The organism is Streptomyces sp. NPDC048172, assembly GCF_043202595.1.
Lineage (GTDB): Bacteria > Actinomycetota > Actinomycetes > Streptomycetales > Streptomycetaceae > Streptomyces.
Genome location: NZ_JBIDAT010000002.1, coordinates 56861 through 70185 on the forward strand (window position 1 = coordinate 56861; position 13325 = coordinate 70185).

Here is a 13325-nt window from a genome sequence, read left to right on the forward strand (position 1 = left end):
ATCACCTCTTGAGGGACGCGCGAGCGCCCTCGGCCCATGCGAGCAGGTCGCGCAGGACGAGGGCGAGGTCGGCGCGGAGGCGTTCGCCTTCGGCGCCGGTGAGGTAGGAAACATGCCCGGTGAAGCGGCGGGGAACAGCGCCCTGTTCGGGGCTGGTGTGCTGCCATTCGGTCGGCGCGGGACTTGGGGGCCTTTCCATGTCCGGATTCCCCTCGGGGCGAGGATGTGGCACCCCAAAAAGGCCGAATTCAGCCCTGCTTTTCGACAACGCTCCTACGCCTCGTTCCGGAACTCCGCCTTGAGCCAGTCGGGAGCATCCTGGCCCCTGGCGAACTCGCGGGCATGTGCGCGGCAGGCGTACACCATGCCGCCGGGACCGCTTCCGGTCTCGACGACCGCGACCAGGATCGTGTTCTCGCTCCACCCCTGGCACTGGAAACACCACCTGGCGAGGGGTGGGGCCCCGTGCTCCTTCTCCGGGCACTGCGGGTCCGGGCAGCGGCAGGGCGGAAAACGCTCCGTGAGCGCCGGGCGGAAATCGTGCTGATCCACCGCGAAGCGGCGTTCCGGCCCGTACGTACGGCCGCTGTCCCGGGAGATCCGGATCGTCAGGTACGACATGCTCAGCCCTTCGGGAGCCCGCGCCTGCGCCGGTAGTCCGCCCGCTCGGTCGCGGTGGCCCGGCGTACCGTGGCCGCCTTCGCGGTCCACTCGAACCCCTCGGGGCCGAGGAGCCGGTACGTCCAGCCGGGCGCGTACGACGGTCCGTCGAACCCGGACTTCACCGCGCCGACCCAGGGCGGCACGACGGCGTGCGGGTCCGCCTCGTCCCGGAAATCGGCGACGATCTCACCCTCCGCGAACCGAGCGGTGGTCGCTTCCGCCTCGCCCGTTCTCTCGTTCATCTCTCAGCCCTCCTGATCGTGACTGACAGTGAAGAACCAGGGGCGACGGAGAGCCAGAGCGTCCCTCGCCGACTTTCCGCGCGCGGATCGCGGTAAGGCTAGGCTGTGCAGCAACAACGCCTGCGAGGTGACGTTTTGATGGCTGGTCAGCTCAAGCGGCACCGTAAAGCCTGTGGTTACACTCAGGAAGCACTAGCGGAAAGCATGCACGTCGCGGTCAGCACCGTCGGCGGCTGGGAGCGGGGCACCGCGAGCCCTCAGCCGTGGCAGTGCCCCCGTCTGTGCCGCTTGCTCGACCTCACGGTGGGTGAGCTGGCGGCGATGCTGGACGACGCTGCCGGAGGTGACGCCGTGGACAGGCGTACGTTCCTCGCCGACGCGGGCGCTCTCACCGCCGCGGCTGCCCTTCCGCCACCCCCGGGTACGGCTGCGGAGGTCCACGCCTACTACCGCGACCAGTACGCGGCGCACTGCCGCGCGGACGCCGTACTGGGCCCGCGACGTGTCCTGCCCGCCGCCACCGCGCAGGCGCACGGCCTGGAGGAGCTGGCCACGGGCGCGAGCGGCTCCGACCGACAGCGACTCTGGCAGCTCTCCGCCGCCTACGCGGGGCTGATCACCTGGCTCCACCAGTCCGCTGGCGTCGTGGACGAAGCCCACCACTGGGCGGGACGTTCGATGGAGCTGAGCCAGCGCGGGCGTGAACGGCAGCTCGCCGCGCACACCGTGGTCAACCGCGCGATGCTCGACACCGACCGCCGCGACGGCCCGGCGACGATCGACCTGGCGGCGACCGTGCTGGACGACTCCCGCGCGCTGGCCCCCAAGGTCCGCGTCCAGGCACTCCAGCAGGCCGCGCACGGCTACGCGCTCAGCGGCGAGCGGGAACGGGTGGACGCCCTCCTGGACGAGGCCGCCCGCCTAGCTCCCCGTATCGACGACGACTACCCCTGGGCGGTCGCGACACGGGGTCCGCACTACGTCGAGGCGCAGCGCGCCACCTGCTACAGCCGACTGCGGCTCGGAGCGGAGGCCGGGGATTTGTGGGACGACGTCCTGTCGGACCCGAAGCTCCCCTCCCGCGACCGTCCCGTCTTCCAGGTCCGCCACTGCATCGCCCTCGCGGACGCGCGCGAGCCGGAACGGGCCGTAGTCGTACTTACCGAAGCGCTACGTTCCGACGCGGTCGGCTCTCCTCGCTTCCTGGCGGAATTGCGCGAGGCGTGGGAGGCGTTGAGGCCATGGCACCGCTCGACGCCGGGCCGACAAGCACGGCGACTGCTCAAGGGCGCGCACGCGATCTGAGGGGGCACGCGACATGGCTGAACGGGACCCGCTGTCAGGCGAGGAGGTCGCTGTCCACCTCGCCAAGTGGCCCGGCTGGTCCGGCAGCACGGAACGCCTCACCAAGACCTTCGCGGCCGACTTCTACGCCAGCACGGAATTCCTCCGCGCCCTGGTCGAGCCCGCCCAACGCCTCCAGCACCAGCCGGACATCGACCTCCGCTGGGGCAAGCTGACGATCTCCCTCACGACCTACAGCGCGGGCGGCGTCGTCACAGAGCTGGACTTCAAGACGGTCACCGAGATCGAGCGCGTCGCCGCCGAACTGGGCATCTCGGGGGTCATTCAGACCTAGTTCCTCCCTGGGGGCCCATCCCTCCCCCCGTCCGGGGGCCCGTTAGGCGGGAACCCCCTGCTGTCGACTACGCCCCAGGACAGCGTGGGAACAGCGGTTCCCACGCTGTCCCCGACTTTTAGAAGGTTTCCCCTTCCAAAATCAGCGGGGGGAGGCAGCACGACAGCGGCGCTCGATCGGGACGGTGGCCGACAATTTCAGCTCGTCACATACGGATGTGGTCGACTCCCCGTTGGGGGCACCTTTCAGATCCACACTTGAGCCCGTTCTCCGCGTCGAGACGGGCTCGCGTGCGTTTCCAGGTCCCTCGCTCATGCGCTCCGCGTCCTCCGTCGCCGCGTCGAGACGCGCTGCGGGCGGTGTGATGCTGATCATGGCTTCGTCGAGATCGCGGCTGCCCATGGCGCCGAGGTGCTCCTGTGCCTGTCGGCGCTCCGCTGCCAGGTCGTTGTACTCGGCGCGCGGCGGTGCGGGCGGTCATGGTCAGGACTTCGTCGCTGTCGACTCGACGGTGCGGGTGGGCACAGCAGTGGCGTTCAGCGCGGCGTTGAGCGCTTGGGTGGGATCGGCCGGGGCGGTGATGGTGCGCCAGGCGATGTATCCGTCGGGCCGGACCAGGGCGGCCCCGGTGGGTTCGAGACCGTAGGCGGTACGGAAGGCGTCGGGCTCCACCGGATTCGCGTCGGTGCCGATGCGTACGAACGTGACGGGGGTGCCCGACCGCCCGGCGGCACGGGTCGCGGCGGCGGCCCAGCGCTCGTCCTCGGACAGCAGCACCCAGTCGCGCCGGAACAGATCCAGCGTCGAGCGCTCCTCGCCGTCGACGGTGATCCACAGGTGCGGGGCCCGGGTGCCGGGCTGGCCGGACCACTCCTCCGGTCGCCGCGCGGGCGGCAGGCCGGCGTCCGCGCCCAGCACCGCGGCCGAGCGGTAGAGCTGGCCGAGTTCGATGGACGCGTCGTCGAGCACCGGCACGTCTGTTCGGGGGGCCGTCAGGTAAGCCTTGTAGTCGGCGCGTGCGAACAGTTGGTCATGGCGCAGGTCCGCCACAGGCCGGCGTTCGGCGTCGTAGGTGTCCAGAAGCCGGGCCTCGGACCTCCCGGCCAGCACGGCGGCCAGCTTCCAGGCCAGGTTGTGCGCGTCGTCGATTCCGGTGTTGGCGCCGAAACCGCCGCGGTTGGGCGGCAGTTGGTGGGCGGCGTCGCCGACGAGGAACACCCGGCCGTCGGAGAAGCGGTCAGCGATCAGCCCGGCCAGGTCCCAGCGGCCGGTGGTCACCAATTCGACGGGGATGTCGGTACGGCCGATCGCCTGCCGCACCACCCGCCGTTGCTCGTCGGCGTCACGCTCGATGTCGTCACCGAGCATCAGCACCCACCGCCCGTCGGAGTAGGTGGTCAGGAACGCCTTCAAGTCCGGCTGCTCGATCTCGAACTGGACCACACCGTGCCGCAGATACTCGTCCAAGGGCGCACGGAACAGGATGCTGCGCTGCACCGACAGCGGACCCGCCCCGTGACGGGCGATGCCCAGCTTCTCCCGCACGGCGCTGGTCGCGCCGTCCGCGGCCACCACGTACTGGGCGCGCAGGCGGTACTCGTGGCCGTCGTCGCGGCGACGCAGTGTCGCGGTCACGCCGTCGTCGTCCTGGACGAAGCCGGTCAGCTCGGTACCCAGCCGCAGGTCCGCGCCCAGCTCGACGGACCGGTCACGCAGGAGGGGTTCGAGCCTGTCCTGGGTGATCGCGATCGCGTGCACCGGGGAGTCCTCGGCGCCGTAGGCGCCCCCGCCGCCCGGTGTCCACGGGTATTCCTCCAGCCACGTACCGGTCAGGCTCTCCACTCGCGCCCGCCGCGGCGGCTTCATGCCCTGCGACGACGGCGGCACGTCGACCCCCACCTGCCGGAAGTGTTCCACCGTGCGGGTGGTGAAGCCGATCGCACGCGGATGCGGGGAGCTGCCGCGATGCTTGTCCACCAGGACGACCGGAACGCCGTGCCAGGTCAGGAAGACCGCGGCGGACAGCCCCACCAGGCTGCCACCGACGATCAATACGGGTGCCGCCTCGGTGGTCGTCGTGCCGTCGGCAGCATGGGTGATCTCGTTCATGACCTGCTCCTTCGCGCGTGGTGAGTGGTGCGGCGCGCGGACTCCTGTCAGCTGCCGGGCCGTCTGTCACTCCCAGCTTAACGAACACGTTCGTTACGAGCAAGGTCGTAACGAACGTGTTCGGAATGAATGTGTTCGGATGGATCCGGCGTCAGCCGGTTCAGCGAGGCGAATGCTTCGTTACGCATGGGTGAGCGACGCTCACCCGCGTGGCAGCGGCCGGACCCGCGGGTCTCAGTCGGCCCGGCCGGGCACGGGGGTGCCCGTGATGCCGTTGACGAGCACGTCGAAGCTCCAGCGCAGCCGGTCCTCGGCCGTGCCGCTGACCAACTGCGGCATGTGCGCGCTGATCGCCGGATGCGTCGTCTCGTCCACGGCGTGCAGCACGCCGACGGCCGAGCTCCAGTCGTCCTCGGAGCGGGGGTCGTGTTCACGCGTCGCCTGCTCGGCGGCGGTGGCCGTCGCGTCCTGGAGGAGCTTGTCCACCCCCCAGGCGACCTGCTCGCGGTCGGCGCCGCTGCGGGAGAGGAGGTCGAGGAGGCGCTCCATCAGCCGCAGGTAGTTCTCGCCGCTCGGCCGGGCGACAAGAGCGGACCGGGCGAGCTGCGGGTGCTCGAAGAGCACCAAGGTGTAGGAGGTCATGACGGCGCGGAGCTGGCCGCGCCAGTCCTTGCCGCTCTTGTCGCTCTTGTCGCTCTTGCCACCCTTGCCGCCCTTGCCGCCCTCCCGGCCGGTCAGGTCGACCTCGCCGAGCAGGGCGTCCAGGACGGCCGCGTGCAGCTCGGCCGTATTGGCGACGTACACATAGAGCGATGCCGGACCGGTGTCCAGTTCCTGCGCCAGGCGGCGCATCGTGGCCTTCTCCAGCCCCTCGGCCCGCATGATCCGCACGGCCGTGTCCACGATTCCGCGCCGGGACAGGGCGGGCTTGGCCGGACGCTCCCGGCGGCTGACCGGCTCTCTTCTCACACCCACGACGCTCATCGTAGCGAACATGTTCGTGGGGGAAGCGCACACCTTCGAGGACGGGGCTTTTCCGGGTGAGGGGTCTGAGAGGTCAGAGGTTCACCACCTCGTCCAGGTCGGGGAACCAGGGGCGGGACGCGGACCAGTGGGAGGTCCAGCCGGCGAAGCCGGGGGTGCCGGGCATCTGGCCCCGGTCCGTGCCGAAGGGGACGGCGGACTCGCCGTCGAGCAGCCAGATGTGGCCGCGTGCCGGGCCGGTGACTATCAGGTGCCAGTCCATGTCGCAGCCCTCGGTACCCAGGTAGAGCGAGCCGTCGTAGGTGAGGTCTTCGAGGCGTTCCCAGTACAACTCGTCGTCGGAGTCGACGCCGTCGTCCCACTCCCCGAGCCACTCCTCGGTCAGCGGGAAGGGGCGGGCGAGGTACTCCGGTTCCGTGCGTTCCGCCATCTCCGCGAGGGAGAGCAGCCCGCGCTCGGGCGGGCCCAGGGGCGATCCGTCGGCGATCTCCGCGACGAAGGTGCGGTACGGCTCGGGCAGGACGATGCCGTGCTCGGCCTCGAAGGCGCGTGCGCCCTCCCAGCCGAGGGCGGACGCGCCCTCGGCTGCCGCGAAGGCGGTGCGCAGGGCGGCCAGTTCCGCGGGGTCGGCGTGTTCCGTTTCCATGTCCATGCCGCAAGGAAAGCAGCCCGTCCCGCCCGTCCGTACGTCCGCCTACCCGTCCGTCTCGGCGGCCGTCAGTAGAAGCGGCGGACGAAGATGTCCGAGGCGCCGTTGGTGTCGTCGGGGACCAGGTCGTCGGCCGCCGAGTGGAAGACGACGTCGCGGCCGCCGGCGCTGACCGCGTCGGTCCCGGCTGCGGCGGGCTGGGTCGCGACGGTTTCGTCGGTGCCCGTTCGCAGGTCGCGGAGGACCAGGGACGGGCCGTCCGCCGCGTCGTGCGGGGCGTACAGGAGGTAGCGGCCGGTGGGGTCGATGGCCACGCCCCGGACGTCCGGGACCAGTTGGCGGGTGCCCGCGCTCACGTCGTGGACGTAGGTGTCGGTGCCCGAGAGGTAGACGAGCTTGCTGCCGTCCTCGCTGAGCTGGAGGAGGCTCGCCTGCTGGGACGGGCCCTCGACCGGCGCCGAGGTGGTGCCGGTGGTGCGGTCGTGCACGAAGACGTCCCCGGCCTCGGCGTCCTGGTAGGCGACGTAGCGGCCGTCGCCGCTCATGGACGGGCGGGACGGCTTGGTGTGGCTGAAGGTGGCGATGGTCTTGAGGGTGCCGGTGCGCCTCTCCTCGACCTCGACGCGCTGGCCGTACGTCTGCTGCCGGTAGGAGACGCTGATCTGGGCGATCAGGCCGCCGTCCGTGCTCAGGGAGGGCTGACTGCAGCTGAAGAGCGAGCAGTTGCCGGAGATCGACCTTCCCATGGCCAGCTCGTACTGGCGGATCCGGACGTTGCCCATCCACTCGTGGGAGTAGGAGATGTAGTCCCCGTCGCCGCTGATCGTCGGAGGCTCGGTCGGGGCCAGGTGGCCCATCCGCTGGGTATGGCTCGTCCGCCGGTCGCGGACGTACACCTTGTCGCCCGTCGACGGGATGTCGGAGGTGAGGTTCTGCGCCGCCGACGAGAAGACGACGCGGCGGCCGTCGGGCGAGATCGCGGCGTCGGCGGACCTGGCGTCGCCCTGGGTGCCGTCCGAGGCGACGCTGATGCGCTCGATGCCGGGTGAGTCGGCCGCCGCTGCCGCTGATGCTGCCGCTGTGGCGCCGGGCAGCACCGCCGTGACCGCGCAGGCCGCGACCGCCGCGCTCAGGGCGGCCCGTATGCGTCTGGTGGTGCTCCGGTTCGCCGTTCCTGTCATTTTTCCCCCCATGCAGGACGCGGTCCCTGCTCCGGCGCCCCGCCGGGGGACCACGAGCATGCAACCGTGACGGGACTGTGGGGTCAATGCATCATATGACGTATGTGAGGTGCGGTTTCGGTTATGTGAGAGCGGTCCGCTTCCGTCGGGCGCTGTTGCGGAGGCGGTGGATGATCTGACGCATGACATTCGGATCGCCTGAGGCTCTGCGCGCCCTCGCCCGTCAGCACCTGCCCTCCGACGCCGCGGAGCGGTGGCTCGGGCTGCTCCGGCCCGCTGTCCGGCTCGAAGCAGCCGCGGACGGGGACCTCGTCGTGGGACAGCTCGGTGGGGCGCCGCGGCTTCCGGCGGGGGTGGAGTGGCCGTACTGGCCGGGGCACGGGGCGCTGTCGTTCATCGCCTCGCTGGACTGTGCCTCGCTGGACCGTGCCTCGCTGCCGGAGAGCGAGGAGGAGGTGCGGCTGCCGCGCGAGGGGACGCTGTCGTTCTTCTACTTCGACGGCCAACTGGACGACGGCGAGGCCCAGGTGCTGCCCGAGGAGCGGGAGAGCTGGGCGGGCGCGCGGGTGGTCCACACGCCGCCCGACGGTACCGGGACCGGGACCGGTATCGGTAGCGGTAGCGGGACCGGGACCGATCCCGGTCCCGGTCCCGGTCCCACCGCTGGACGGACCGCGCCCGCCGGACTCACGCCCTACCCGAGGGTTCCGCTCACCGCCCGGCGGGGCATGAGCGCGGCCGAGCCCTGGCATCCGCGGCTGCGCGACGCCTTCGCACCCGACGCACCGCTGGGACACCGGTACGAGCATCCCGTGTGCGCGCAGGAGTTCCTCGAAGCGGTGTGGGAGTTCGACGAGGCCCCCGGGCACCAGATCGGCGGGCACGCGCACGCGGTCCAGAACCCGGTGGAGATCGAGGTCGCGGCGGCCGTCCTGGGTGGGGACGGCGGGGACGAGGGGCCCGCCTGGGACCACCCCGCCCTCGCGGAGGAGGCCCACGGCTGGGTGCCGCTCGCCCAGTTCGACAGCGACGACGCCGCCGGGATGGAGTGGGGCGACGCCGGAACGCTGTACTGGCTCATACGGCCGCGCGACCTGGCCGCGTGCCGCTTCGACCGGGCGATGTTCACCTGGCAGTGCGGCTGACCCGGTCCCCCCGCCCTCACAGGGGCTACTTGCCCGTGCCGACCGGGTCGACCCGTACGGCTGGGGTCGAGGAGTCGGAGGCGGGGATGTTGATGTCGGTGCTGAGGGTCTTGGAGTGGGTCTCGTTGGGCGGGGTGACGGTCATGCGGTGGAAGGTCACGCCGGAGCCGCCGGAGTCGTTCGGCGGGTAGTGGAGGGTGAAGCGGGTCTCGTCGCCGGGCGCGACCTTGACCGTCGGCGCGCTGAGCTTGCTGCGCTGGGCGCTCACCGTGCCGTCCTTGCCCTGGAGGTCGACGCCCGGGAAGCCCTTGAGGGTGCAGGCGGCGGAGCCGGTGTTCATGAGGTGGACCAGGATGTCGCCCTCGCCCATGCCGTGGTTGCGGCTGATCGCGAGCTGCGAGGTCTTGCAGGCCGAGGAGGGCTTGGCGGACCCTCCACCTCCGGTGGAGCCGCCCGCCGAGCCCCCGCCCGAACCGCCCGAGGCGCCCGAGCCGCCCGTCGAACCCTCGCCCGAGCCGCCGGTGTCCGTGTCCCCCTTCCCGCCGCCGCCCGAGTCGCTCTGGGAGCTGCCTCCGGACGACGGCGACGAGGCCGAGGAGTCGTCGTCGCCCTGGCAGGCCGTGAGGGAGAGTCCGGCGGCGACGGCCATGGCGACGAGGGAGAGGTTCCGGAGACGCATCGTTCCTCCTTGTGGGGGTGCCTTGCTGCTCCCTGGGACACGGCACGGGCAACCGGCCGTTCCGTCGCGGGGCGGCCTAATACGTGGCTGTTACACGTGAATACGGAACGCGGAACGCCGCTCACCACGTATCACCACGTGTCGCAGAACTGGACGTGCAGCAGCCCCGGTACGCGCGGCCGGTTGCGCGGCGCCGCCCAGGGGCCGGACGTGAACTCCAGGCAGAAGTGACCGTGCGGGTGGTGGTGGAGGTACGAGGGCGCTTCGGCCAGCAGGCCGCGCAGCTCGGCGGCGTGCTGGCGGAAGGCGCGGGCGCTGCCCACGACGAAGAACGTGTGCGCGGCGACCGCGAAGCCCAGGTGGTCGCGGTACTCGCGGAAGTCGCGCCGCGCGAAGTCGAGTTCGGCCTCGGCCGGGAAGTCGTCGTCCGGGGTGGCCGACGTCCGGAGGGCGCCGGGGCCGAGGCGGGACCGGAGCCGCTTCCACGACCCGGTCGGGAACTGGAGGCTGTGGTGGACCAGGACGAGGTCCATCGCGTCCGGCTCCTCCGCGACCGCCGGGTCGTCCGGCGGCGGGTTGCCCCGTACCGGCAGGTGGATCAGCGAACGCGCCGACCGTGCCGCCAGCGCCCACAGGGCGAGGAGCTGCGCGGCGCCCTCGCGGTCGGCGTACACGGAGACGAAGTCGGGCCCGGCGCGTACGGCGAGACGCGGGGCGGGACGGTACGGGCGTACGACCCGGTACTCGTCGGCGCCCAGCCGTGCCCTGTGCACCGTCACCCGCTGCTCCATGTGCAGGCCTCCCCCTCCTCCGCACCGCCCCAGTGTGCACAGCGGCCCGGCCCGCCCGCGCCCGAATTCCGTTGCGGGGCCCGTCGCGGGGCCGCACCATCCTCGGATGGTCTCCAGTGAGCTTGAGCCGCCCGACGGGCGGGCCGGGATCGACGCCGGGCTCGTGAAGCGGCTGATCGCCGCCCAGTTCCCGCGCTGGCGCGGGCTCGACGTCGTCCCCGTGGAGGTCGACGGCTGGGACAACCGGACGTACCGGCTCGGCGAGGAGATGACGGTGCGGCTGCCGACGGCCGAGGGGTACGCGCCCGCCGTCGCCAAGGAGAACACCTGGCTGCCCCGGCTCGCGCCCTCGCTCCCCGTGGCCGTACCGCCGGTGCTGGCCGAGGGCGAGCCGGGCGAGGGGTATCCGTACCCGTGGTCCGTACGCGGCTGGCTGCCGGGCGAGACCGCGTCCTACGAACGCGTGGACGACATGGCCCGGTTCGCGGCGGACGTCGCCGGGTTCCTCCACGCGCTCCAGCGGTGCCCGACGGCGGGCGGGCCGCCCGCGGGGGCGCACAGCTTCTACCGGGGCGCCTCCCCCGCGCACTACGACGAACAGACCCGCCGCTGTCTGACGAGGCTCCGCGGGCACGTGGACACCGCGCGCGCCGAGGCCGTGTGGGAGGCGGCGCTCGCGGCCGAGTGGCGCGGTACGCCGGTGTGGTTCCACGGCGACATCGCGCACGGGAACCTGCTGGTCGACGGCGGGAAGCTGACGGCCGTCATCGACTTCGGCACCTCAGGCGTCGGCGACCCGGCGTGCGATCTGGTGATCGCGTGGGTGCTGTTCTCCGGCTCGGACGGGAGCCGCGAGGCGTTCCGCCGCGCGGCCGGTGCGGCCGGTGCGGCCGGTACCGCCGGTACCGCCGGGCACGACGCGGACACCTGGGCGCGGGCCCGCGGCTGGGCCCTGTGGAAGGCGATGCTCGTGCTCGCCCAGAGCCTTGAGCGCGACCCCGCCGACGAGACGGAGGCCGCCGCGCAGCGCCGGGTCATCCGCGACGTCCTCGACGACCACGACCGGTTCGGCTGACGGCCAGCGGCTGACGGCCGACGGCTGACAGCCCGATATCCGTACGACCGCGGGCGGGCCTCCGTGCAAAAGTGAGGCATGAAGACGATCGGGTTGCTGGGCGGCATGAGCTGGGAGTCCACCGCGGAGTACTACCGGCTGCTGAACGAGCTGACGCGGGAGCGGCTGGGCGGACTGCACTCGGCGCCCTGTGTGCTGTATTCCGTCGACTTCGCGCACGTCGAGACGCTCCAGGCGGAGGGCCGCTGGGACGAGGCCGGGAAGCTGCTGGCCGACGCGGCGCTCGCGGTGCAGGCGGCGGGCGCGGACATGGTGCTGATCTGCACGAACACCATGCACAAGGTCGCGGACCAGGTCGCGGACGCGGTGCGGATCCCGCTGGTGCACCTGGCAGACACGACCGCGGCGGCCGTACGGGCGCGGGGCATGCGCCGGATCGGCCTGCTGGGCACGGCCTTCACCATGGAGCAGGACTTCTACCGGGGCAGGCTCGCCTCGCACGGGCTCGACGTCCTGGTGCCCGAGGCGGCGGAGCGGGCCCGCGTGCACCAGGTGATCTACGAGGAGCTGTGCGTCGGCGTCGTACGGGACGCGTCGCGCGAGGAGTACCGGGCCGTGATCGACTCCCTGGTCGCGCGGGGCGCCGAGGGCGTCGTGCTGGGCTGCACGGAGATCGAGCTGCTGATCGGGGCCGGGGACAGCCCCGTGCCGGTCTTCCCCACCACGCGGCTGCACGCGGAGGCGGCGGTGGACCTGGCCCTTCGGTAATTCCGAACCTCCGCACGGGGGTTGACCCCCGTGACCTGCGGTGACGTGTGCCGTGGAATGGACGGGACGGAATCGCCCGGCACACGGACCGAAGGGACACCATGCGCGTCGCCCGCTCCCTGCTCACCTGCCTGCTCGCCACCGCGGCGACAGGCGCGCTCGCCCTGCCAGCAGTTGCCGCCGACAGCGCGGAACGGCCGCGCGAGATCCAGCGCGAGATCCAGCGCGACCTCGACCGGCTCGTCCGCGTCGGCGCGGTCGGGGCGCAGGCCAGGGTGGCCGTGGGGGACGGTGCCTGGCGGGGCAGGGCGGGCGGCGCGACACGGTCGGGGGACGCCCCGGTGCCGCGTGACGGGCGGTTCCGTATCGGCAGCGCCACCAAGATGTTCACCTCGGTGACGCTGCTCCAACTCGTCGGCGAGGGGCGGCTGAAGCTCGACGCGCCCGTCTCCCGCCACCTCCCGCCCGGTCTGCTGCCGCGCGGTCTGGGCGAGCGGATCACCGTACGGATGGTGCTCCGGCACACGACGGGGCTGTACGACGTGGCGCGGGACCTGCCGACGGGCGAGGAGTTCGCCCGTACGCGCTTCCGCCACCACGATCAGGCCGAGCGCGTACGGAAGGCCGCCGCGCGGCCCCTCGCGTTCCCGCCGGGCACGAAGTACGCGTACTCCAACACGAATTACCTCATCGCCGGAATGATCGTCGAACGGGTGACGGGACGCCCGTACGGCGACGAGGTGCGGGACCGGATCCTGCGGCCCCTGGGCATGCGGCACACGCGGGTGCCCGGCGACGACCCGCGCCTCCGCGGTCCGCACGCGCACGGGTACGCGGGCGGGTCCGACGTCACCGCGCTCAACCCGTCCCTGGCGGGCGCGGCCGGGGAGATCGTCTCCACGCCGGGCGACCTGGACCGGTTCCTGAAGGCTCTTACGAAGGGAGAGCTCCTGCGCCCCGCCGAGTGGCGGGAGATGAACCGCACCGTCCCCACCGGGGAGCCCGGCGCGCGGTACGGGCTCGGGCTCAAGAAGCTGAAGCTGAGCTGCGGCCGTACGGCGGTCGGGCACACGGGCGGCATCCCGGGCTGGGCGACGCTCGCCTTCGCGACGCGGGACGGCGAGCGGCGCGTGGTCCTCTCCGCGAACCTGGCCGACTGGCCCGCCGACGAGGGGGTCGACGGGCCGATCGACGCCGTGCTGGACGCTGCGCTGTGCGGCTAGCCGTGTCCGGCCTGGTCATGGTTGCCCTGTGCTGTGGCTGCTGGGCAGGGGCTGCCCCGCCTGCCGGTCGCAGGCTGCGGGCTGTGGAGGGTTGCTCGCGCAGTTCCCCGCGCCCCTGAGGTCTCAGGGGCGCGGGGAACTGCGCGACAAGCCACGACGACGGCCGCGGCCAGCAAC

At 72.1% G+C, this 13325-nt stretch carries 15 protein-coding genes; 6 read left to right on the forward strand and 9 right to left on the reverse strand.

Annotated features, from left to right (window positions below):
- Position 1: 1 nt before the first annotated feature.
- The 3 genes from ACGF3A_RS08730 to ACGF3A_RS08740 form a co-directional block, all read right to left on the reverse strand.
- Complete coding sequence (locus ACGF3A_RS08730) at positions 2-199, reverse strand: hypothetical protein (protein WP_393727341.1); 198 nt, start codon at positions 197-199, stop codon at positions 2-4.
- Positions 200-273: 74 nt separating this feature from the next.
- Entirely contained in the window at positions 274-621 is a 348-nt protein-coding gene (locus tag ACGF3A_RS08735; RefSeq protein WP_393727343.1) for a hypothetical protein, read from the reverse strand.
- 2 nt (positions 622-623) lie between these two features.
- A complete protein-coding gene (locus ACGF3A_RS08740) occupies positions 624-905 on the reverse strand; it encodes a hypothetical protein (RefSeq protein ID WP_393727345.1) in 282 nt (93 codons plus the stop codon).
- A 138-nt stretch (positions 906-1043) separates the two neighbouring features.
- On the opposite strand from ACGF3A_RS08740, the gene ACGF3A_RS08745 reads away from it, so the two are divergent.
- Both ACGF3A_RS08745 and ACGF3A_RS08750 read left to right on the forward strand, forming a co-directional pair.
- A complete protein-coding gene (locus ACGF3A_RS08745; protein WP_393727346.1) occupies positions 1044-2210 on the forward strand; it encodes a helix-turn-helix transcriptional regulator in 1167 nt (388 codons plus the stop codon).
- A 13-nt stretch (positions 2211-2223) separates the two neighbouring features.
- Positions 2224-2544, forward strand: a complete 321-nt coding sequence (locus ACGF3A_RS08750; RefSeq protein ID WP_393727348.1) for a 4a-hydroxytetrahydrobiopterin dehydratase — start codon at positions 2224-2226, stop codon at positions 2542-2544.
- A gap of 483 nt (positions 2545-3027) precedes the next feature.
- On the opposite strand, the gene ACGF3A_RS08755 is transcribed toward ACGF3A_RS08750, so the two are convergent.
- From ACGF3A_RS08755 to ACGF3A_RS08770, 4 genes are all read right to left on the reverse strand, one after another.
- The gene (locus tag ACGF3A_RS08755) at positions 3028-4653 is read right to left on the reverse strand and encodes an FAD-dependent monooxygenase (protein ID WP_393727350.1); all 1626 of its coding nucleotides are present in this window, start codon (positions 4651-4653) and stop codon (positions 3028-3030) included.
- A 234-nt stretch (positions 4654-4887) separates the two neighbouring features.
- On the reverse strand, positions 4888-5649 hold the full coding sequence (locus tag ACGF3A_RS08760) for a TetR/AcrR family transcriptional regulator (protein WP_393727352.1): 762 nt from the start codon (positions 5647-5649) through the stop codon (positions 4888-4890).
- Positions 5650-5710: 61 nt separating this feature from the next.
- Positions 5711-6283 (reverse strand): SMI1/KNR4 family protein, encoded by a 573-nt coding sequence (locus ACGF3A_RS08765; protein ID WP_393729046.1) that lies wholly within the window; start codon positions 6281-6283, stop codon positions 5711-5713.
- 71 nt (positions 6284-6354) lie between these two features.
- Positions 6355-7467 carry a TolB family protein gene (locus tag ACGF3A_RS08770; RefSeq protein ID WP_393727354.1) on the reverse strand — a complete coding sequence of 371 codons (1113 nt, stop codon included), beginning with the start codon at positions 7465-7467 and terminating at the stop codon, positions 6355-6357.
- 182 nt (positions 7468-7649) lie between these two features.
- Here ACGF3A_RS08770 and ACGF3A_RS08775 point away from each other — a divergent pair, with 182 nt between their 5' ends.
- Positions 7650-8612 carry a YwqG family protein gene (locus ACGF3A_RS08775; RefSeq protein ID WP_393727356.1) on the forward strand — a complete coding sequence of 321 codons (963 nt, stop codon included), beginning with the start codon at positions 7650-7652 and terminating at the stop codon, positions 8610-8612.
- 25 nt (positions 8613-8637) lie between these two features.
- Here the strand turns inward: ACGF3A_RS08775 and ACGF3A_RS08780 are convergent, their stop codons facing one another.
- Positions 8638-9291: a DUF4232 domain-containing protein gene (locus ACGF3A_RS08780; protein WP_393727358.1), complete on the reverse strand. Its 654-nt coding sequence runs from the start codon at positions 9289-9291 to the stop codon at positions 8638-8640.
- Between the two features lie 131 nt (positions 9292-9422).
- Entirely contained in the window at positions 9423-10082 is a 660-nt protein-coding gene (locus ACGF3A_RS08785; RefSeq protein ID WP_393727360.1) for a hypothetical protein, read from the reverse strand.
- Positions 10083-10188: 106 nt separating this feature from the next.
- Between ACGF3A_RS08785 and ACGF3A_RS08790 the strand changes: the two genes are divergently transcribed.
- The 3 genes from ACGF3A_RS08790 to ACGF3A_RS08800 all read left to right on the forward strand — a co-directional run bounded on the left by ACGF3A_RS08790 (position 10189) and on the right by ACGF3A_RS08800 (position 13148).
- Complete coding sequence (locus tag ACGF3A_RS08790; RefSeq protein ID WP_393727362.1) at positions 10189-11157, forward strand: aminoglycoside phosphotransferase family protein; 969 nt, start codon at positions 10189-10191, stop codon at positions 11155-11157.
- Between the two features lie 78 nt (positions 11158-11235).
- Positions 11236-11925 (forward strand): aspartate/glutamate racemase family protein, encoded by a 690-nt coding sequence (locus ACGF3A_RS08795; protein WP_393727364.1) that lies wholly within the window; start codon positions 11236-11238, stop codon positions 11923-11925.
- A gap of 101 nt (positions 11926-12026) precedes the next feature.
- A complete protein-coding gene (locus tag ACGF3A_RS08800; protein ID WP_393727366.1) occupies positions 12027-13148 on the forward strand; it encodes a serine hydrolase domain-containing protein in 1122 nt (373 codons plus the stop codon).
- Positions 13149-13325 lie beyond the last annotated feature (177 nt).